This is a genomic window from uncultured Nostoc sp., from assembly GCF_964245575.1.
Classification (GTDB): domain Bacteria; phylum Cyanobacteriota; class Cyanobacteriia; order Cyanobacteriales; family Nostocaceae; genus Nostoc.
In genome coordinates this window covers 1-6,044 of record NZ_CAXTNP010000376.1, presented here as the reverse complement: position 1 = coordinate 6,044, position 6,044 = coordinate 1, and the positions used below count along the sequence as shown (strand labels likewise).

General features: G+C 42.7%; 7 protein-coding genes. All 7 read left to right on the top strand.

What is annotated here, in order from left to right; all coding sequences use genetic code 11:
• Window positions 1-175: 175 nt before the first annotated feature.
• Window positions 176-391 (top strand): L,D-transpeptidase, encoded by a 216-nt coding sequence (locus ACFFAP_RS34775; RefSeq protein WP_375515479.1) that lies wholly within the window; start codon window positions 176-178, stop codon window positions 389-391.
• A gap of 454 nt (window positions 392-845) precedes the next feature.
• Window positions 846-968, top strand: a complete 123-nt coding sequence (locus tag ACFFAP_RS34770; protein WP_375515478.1) for a hypothetical protein — start codon at window positions 846-848, stop codon at window positions 966-968.
• A gap of 179 nt (window positions 969-1,147) precedes the next feature.
• Complete coding sequence (locus ACFFAP_RS34765; protein ID WP_375515477.1) at window positions 1,148-1,471, top strand: RNA recognition motif domain-containing protein; 324 nt, start codon at window positions 1,148-1,150, stop codon at window positions 1,469-1,471.
• 117 nt (window positions 1,472-1,588) lie between these two features.
• Window positions 1,589-1,777: a 30S ribosomal protein S21 gene (rpsU, locus tag ACFFAP_RS34760; protein ID WP_012407716.1), complete on the top strand. Its 189-nt coding sequence runs from the start codon at window positions 1,589-1,591 to the stop codon at window positions 1,775-1,777.
• 273 nt (window positions 1,778-2,050) lie between these two features.
• The gene (locus tag ACFFAP_RS34755) at window positions 2,051-3,811 is read left to right on the top strand and encodes a serine/threonine protein kinase (protein ID WP_375515476.1); all 1,761 of its coding nucleotides are present in this window, start codon (window positions 2,051-2,053) and stop codon (window positions 3,809-3,811) included.
• 188 nt (window positions 3,812-3,999) lie between these two features.
• A complete protein-coding gene (locus ACFFAP_RS34750) occupies window positions 4,000-4,626 on the top strand; it encodes a PEP-CTERM sorting domain-containing protein (protein WP_375515475.1) in 627 nt (208 codons plus the stop codon).
• A 55-nt stretch (window positions 4,627-4,681) separates the two neighbouring features.
• On the top strand, window positions 4,682-5,944 hold the full coding sequence (gene glp / locus ACFFAP_RS34745) for a gephyrin-like molybdotransferase Glp (RefSeq protein WP_375515474.1): 1,263 nt from the start codon (window positions 4,682-4,684) through the stop codon (window positions 5,942-5,944).
• The last annotated feature ends 100 nt before the right edge of the window (window positions 5,945-6,044 follow it).

Sequence of the window (6,044 nt, the reverse complement as noted above, 5' to 3'; positions counted from 1 at the left end):
AATAACAAATGCGTTCGCCGAAATAACAAATGGGTTCGCCGAAATAACAAATGCGTTCGCCGAAATAACAAATGGGTTCGCCGAAATAACAAATGCGTTCGCCGAAATAACAAATGGGTTCGCCAAAGTAACAATTTAGCTTTGTCACGCCAGCGTCACGCACCGCAAATCTTTGGTGGATGCAGTTTTTCCGACTTGTGTGTACACCGTAGCCTTACTAAGGAGAGGGACAGGTAATGTTGGTAGAGAATACATCGGATTTCATGGCACTCCTGATAGATCATCTATCGGAAAAGCAGTTTCTGGCGGTTGTGTTCGGATGTATAACAAGAATGTCCTTGAACTGTATGAAATGGTCAAACTTGGTACACCAGTGTTAGTAGAACCTTAATTAGTATTGAGCCGAGATCCGGCCGGATACCGGATACCGGATACCGTTGGCGAATGCCTCAAATCGGGGTAAATATAGCGTAGACACTGTTGGCGAAACATTACTTAACAATCTTGGCAAGTAATATTGCAGGAAAATTCAGTTCTTGGCAACTTTTGGTAATGATTGAAGATTACGCCCTTTCAAGCAGAAGGCAGCTATGCTGAAGGGTTTTAAACATTTTGCCTCCCATAAGTGAAACTTGTAACAAAGACTCAGTTCCAATTTTGTTGACGATGACACCCATGACGGTAGGCGATCGCTCTTGCTTCCATAGTGGCTTCTTTAAAGGAGTATAAGTAGGCCTAACCTTATATTTGTTGCCTGACTTTGCCTTTCATATTAAAATTTGGGAGTAATACTTTTGGTTAATACAGTCAAACGTTCAATTCGGATATTAAAGATGCGCCCCTGCATGTCTGATTTCCTTGATCGCACTACAGGATTTATCTTCTTCCATTTCCAACCCTTTTTTGCGGTGGGCTGTACTTATGGTAGGTGGGGGCAGGCGATCGCCTCGGTGCGATCGCATCACTAGTTAATTATCTGTTAACGATCTACTGGATGCAGAGAGTTGGCTCGTATGTCATCCTAGATTAGGAGAGTTAATTTGGTGATGTCTTTGGTTTTAGTATTGAAAGGCTTTTTCCTTTTAGTATTTACAGACTACTCAGAGAAATTAAAATCTCTACACAGTGATGATTTTGGAGAGAATCGATGTCAATTTATGTAGGTAACCTCTCTTATGACGTTACATCAGAAGATTTAAGTGGTATTTTTGCAGAATATGGTACTGTAAAACGGGTTCAAGTACCTACTGACCGTGAAACAGGTCGTCCACGCGGCTTTGCTTTTGTGGAAATGGGAACCGAAGCTGAAGAGGCAGCTGCCATAGAAGCTCTAGATGGTGCTGAGTGGATGGGTCGTGACCTGAAAGTGAATAAGGCTAAACCCAAAGAAGATAGAGGTGACAGAGGTTCCTTCGGTGGTGGTAGAGGAGGATACGGCGGTGGTGGCGGCGGTGGACGCAACCGCTACTAACATTGGAAACAAAAAAAACTTACCTAGAGTCTTAAGGTCAGACAAGGAGTCTGTCTTTTTTTTGTTATGTTAGTGCTTCCATAGCCATTGATGAAGTCAACTTAGTTAGGAGAAATAATGACCCAAGTAATTGTAGGTGACAATGAACACATTGAGTCAGCCTTACGGCGATTTAAGCGAGAAGTTTCCAAGGCTGGAATTTTTCCAGACATGAGAAAGCATCGTCATTTTGAAACGCCTTTAGAAAAACGCAAGCGCAAAGAAGTTGCCAAGCACAGACAAAGTAAGAGAAGTTTCCGTAACTAAGAGCTGACATAGATATAAATGAATAGACTTGGGTTAGTGATATTTCGTCTCGGAAGATCCCCCTAACCCCTCGATCAATTGGTTGGCTCTAATCCCCTTCTTTTTAAGGAGAGTTAGGCAGGATCAAGTCTTAACCCAAGCAGCGTATTCAGAATATATCAAATATAAACGAATGCCCTCATAGATTTTATGAGGGTTTTCCTTTTGCCTATTTTAAAATCAGGAAACCTAAAGAAACGCTAAAATCAAGTCAGCCTTTGTATTGTAGCGATTGTGTCCCACATCACTCAGAGGGCGGTTCACTGTATAAATCCTGATTGTCAACGTCCTTATCCTCAGCCTTGGGGAAACAAATTTTGCAACAGTTGTGGCGCACCGCTAGAGCTGTTAGACCGCTATGTTCCACTTCAGGCTTTGGGGTCGGGAGGATTTGCTCAAATTTACACGGTTTGGGATGAAAAAACTCAAACAGAGAAAGTGCTGAAGGTGTTGGTAGAAGATTCACCAAAGGCACTGGAGTTATTTACCCAAGAAGCGGCAGTTTTATCTAGTTTGAACCATCCAGGTGTCCCCAGAGTCGATGCCGAAGGGTATTTTCAGGTACAACTGTTTAACCCCAAACCGCACCAACTACCTTGTCTGGTAATGGAAAAAATCAATGGGCAAACTTTAGAGGAGATATTAAAAAAGTTTCCCCAAGGGTGTCCAGAGGATTCGGTTTTAAACTGGTTTGCCCAAGCTGTAGAGATTTTACAAGAATTACACAAACGTCAGATTCTTCACCGGGATATCAAACCTTCTAATTTAATGCTGGGCACTTCTTCGCCATCTTTAATCCCGCCTCAAGGGCAAACAGGGGGCGATCGCTTAGTACTAATTGATTTTGGCGGAGCGAAACAATTTAGCCCCTCTAAACTGCGTTCTCAGTCTACTTCCACCCGATTATTTTCTTCTGGGTACAGTCCACCAGAACAGGTGACTGGAGGGATTGTCGGCCCAAGTGCCGATTTTTATGCCCTTGGTCGAACGGTGATTGAACTAATTACAGGCAAGTACCCGCTAGAATTGGAAGATCAACAAACAGGTAAATTGCACTGGCGAACTGCGGTAAATGTCAACCCCCAATTGGCAGATTTGCTGGATGAGATGGTGCAGGAGGATGTGCGATCGCGTCCAGCAAATGCAGCTATAATTCAAAAACGTTTGGCGAAGATTTCTCAACCATTACCGCCGCCAGGATTATTTGCCCAACTGCGAGACAACGGGAAGCTTGCCTCAAGGCAAGTTTCGCAAAGATTTACACAGCTAACACAAGCTATTGAACAAGTTTTAGCTAACTTTAGCCAAGCTGTAACTAAAACCGTTATTTTTATCGCTCAGACAATTATCAAAATTTTCCTAGCTTGTTTGACGACAATTTGGGCAATGCTCCTGGCTTATGTTGGCGCTTGTTTTGGTGCGATCGCTGGTTTTATTTTGGCATATCACACCAGCTTGGGTCGTCAGGTTGTGGAATTTCTTTGGAGTCAGCAAAACCAATTAGTGCCAAATACTCAACCCGTCTTCGGGGCAGATATTTTGGTATTCGTCGTCGCAGGCTGGGGAACCGCTTGGGGGCTGACAGTATCCGGGTGTTTTGGTCAACAGCGACGCTTTTTAGTAGCGTCTCTGATGGGCATGATTAGCTATGGCTTTGGTTGGTTTATTTTGCAATTAATGACACCCAAAGATAGCGGTGAGGGCTTAGTGGCAGTGATTTTAGTCGCAGTTTGCCTACTTACCTTAAGTTTAGGACTTCGCAGCCATCACATAGTTTACGCTGTGTTCTCTGCCTTTGGTAGTGCGATCGCCTATGCAATTTTGATTCTTTTCAGGTTAGCGCCTGCGATTTTCCAATTCTCTAGTCAACCAGGCTGGTCAGAGTTACAGTTACCTCTGATTTTTTTTGGTTCTGTAGGCGTCTTTATTAGCTTCTGGTTAGGAGTGAGTTACTACCTAATTGTCCCTGGATTGCGGTTTTTAGGGTGGCGATGAAGAACGCAGGAAGCAGAAGGTATGCAATATGGTGTGGGTTTTGCCTAAAAAATAACTCCAATGTAGTGGTCTATCGGATTAATTTTGATCAGTTTGTAGTAAGCACTGAAGTGCTTAAAAATCCATGTTCTTGATAAATATTGTATTGTTGTAGAAACTTAATTTTAATAAATTTGGAAGTTGTATCCATGACACATCTGTTTACAAAAACAGCTATTAGTATAGTGACGACTACTGCTTTAGGGTTAGCGATCGCCATAAGCGCTAACGACCTAGCTGATGCTGCTGAGTTCAACTTTAACTGGAAGGGAGACACTGGTTATTCAGCTAAAGGTTCATTTAACTACGATACAAAAACTGCTCCAACCGTCATTTCTGAAGCAGGTATGGGAGCTACGAAAAACTTGCAGTCCTTCTCAATTTCCTTCTTTGATCCATTGAGTAATTTAATAAATAGTTTCACTCCAGTGCTTAGTGGTGTATCTAACTATAGCTTTTTGAGATTCAACTTTGATAGCACTAAAGAGCAAATCTTTGGCCCATTTGATGTTGGCAAGGATGATGAACTTCCTGGCGACACATGGCTTAATAATAATCTCGCACTCATAGACGAAGGTTTTAGTGATGAGGTTCTAGCTAAAGAATTTGGTTTTAACAATAGAGATGCAGCAGGCACAAAGCAAATACTAGATTTAAGTAACAATTCGGTTCAGGTATCTAAAGTCCCCGAAGGAAGCATAATTATAGGTTTATTAGCAGTGTGTAGTTTGGGATTTAGCCTCAAGCAGAAATTCAATCCAAAATTTAAAATCTAAAATCTAAAATTGGTCAGTGTCAAAGGGATAAAAGAAAAATTTGGAGGCGATCGCTATGGTATCAGTCAGCGATGTACAAGCAATTATTTTAAATTTAGTACAACCGTTGGATCACCAGCGTGATACAGAAGTTGTCGATTTATTATTAGCAGATAGTCGGATTTTGGCAGTGCCTGTCACCAGTCCGCTAGATTTTCCCCATTGGGATAATTCGGCAATGGATGGCTACGCAGTTCGCTACGAAGATGTACAGCATAGCAGCGAAAACCCAGCCGTTTTAGAAATTGTTGAAGATATTCCGGCTGGGTATCAGCCCAAGTCTACAATTCAACCAGGGCAAGCCGCGCGGATTTTCACAGGTGCGGTAATTCCAGCAGGTGCGGATACTGTAGTCATGCAAGAAAAGACACGCCGCGAGGAAAACCGTGTAGTTATCCTGGATGCCCCAAAACCGCAAGAATTTGTCAGACACAAAGCATCTTTTTATCAAGCTGGAACACAATTACTACCAGCAGGAATTAAGTTAAATGCTCCAGAAATTGCCGTATTGGCAGCAGCACAATGTCCGCAATTAAGTGTTTACCGCCGTCCGCGTGTGGCCATTCTTTCCACTGGTGATGAGTTAATGACACTTGATCAACCGTTGCAACCGGGGCAAATTGTGGACTCTAATCAGTATGCGCTAGCAGCTTTGGTGAGACAAAGTGGCGCAGATCCATTACTTTTAGGCATTGTCAAAGATGATCCAGTTGCTTTGGAGAAAGTTATTGCCCACGCCGTTGCGATCGCTGATATAGTTCTCTCTTCTGGTGGTGTCTCAGTAGGAGATTATGACTATGTTGATAAAATTCTAGAGTCACTAAAAGCAAAAATCCACATTCGATCTGTGGAAATGAGGCCAGGAAAACCCCTCACCGTCGCCAGATTCCCCAGTACAGACGCGATTAATCGCGTCTGTACCAACTCAACCCTCTATTTTGGTTTACCAGGAAACCCTGCTGCTGTGTTGGTGACATTTTGGCGGTTTGTGCTACCAGCCATCAAGAAACTTTCGGGGATTACTGAAGGTTGGGAACCAGTGTTTTTGAAAGTGCGATCGCATGATGAGTTGCGATCAAACGGCAAGCGCGAAACTTACCTTTGGGGGAAATTGCATTTAATTGATGGAGTTTACGAATTTCATCAAGCTGATGGTAGTCAAAGTTCCGGCAATTTAATTAATTTAGCTCAAACCAATGCTTTAGCTGTTCTCCCAGTAGGTAAAACATTAATTTACCCACAAGAAGAGGTGCAAGTTTTGCAGCTTAGTAATGGGTAATAGACAATGGGGACAAGGAGACAACGGGACAAAAAGATAAGGAGAATAACCTATTACAAATGACAAATGACTAATTCCCAATCCCCAATCCCCATTACCC

What these genes read in the sequence shown, in the direction of transcription:
- ACFFAP_RS34770 (WP_375515478.1), top strand. Translation starts at nt 846, where the DNA reads ATGTCTGATTTCCTTGATCGCACTACAGGATTTATCTTCTTCCATTTC.
- ACFFAP_RS34765 (WP_375515477.1), top strand. Translation starts at nt 1,148, where the DNA reads ATGTCAATTTATGTAGGTAACCTCTCTTATGACGTTACATCAGAAGAT.
- rpsU (WP_012407716.1), top strand. Translation starts at nt 1,589, where the DNA reads ATGACCCAAGTAATTGTAGGTGACAATGAACACATTGAGTCAGCCTTA.
- ACFFAP_RS34750 (WP_375515475.1), top strand. Translation starts at nt 4,000, where the DNA reads ATGACACATCTGTTTACAAAAACAGCTATTAGTATAGTGACGACTACT.
- glp (WP_375515474.1), top strand. Translation starts at nt 4,682, where the DNA reads ATGGTATCAGTCAGCGATGTACAAGCAATTATTTTAAATTTAGTACAA.